Source organism: Telluria sp. AZSoR62 (genome assembly GCF_058111565.1).
The window spans coordinates 1-247 of sequence record NZ_JBYTST010000491.1; the positions used below are offsets into that span (position 1 = coordinate 1).

1 pseudogene is annotated in these 247 nt (G+C 59.5%); it reads left to right on the forward strand.

Annotation, left to right across the window (positions count from 1 at the left end):
* Positions 1–247: pseudogene (locus AC3XQU_RS24495) on the forward strand (hypothetical protein); the annotation flags it as partial.

Genomic DNA, 247 nt, shown 5'->3' on the forward strand with positions numbered 1-247 from the left:
CGAGCGCCCAGCAAGCAGAAGCGCTCAAAGCTGCCCGCACCAAGGCGGAAGAAAACCGGCGCCGGTCCGATGCGGTACAGCAGGAAAAGCAGCAAGCAGCGACTCGGCAGGCAGTGCAGTTGTGGCAGCGCTCAAAGCCTGCTGATCGACTGCATCCGTATCTGGTGGCCAAGGGCGTGAGCCCACTCAAACTGCGTCAAATGTCTCAGGGGAAATTACTGGTCCCTCTATGCCTTGATGGTCGCTT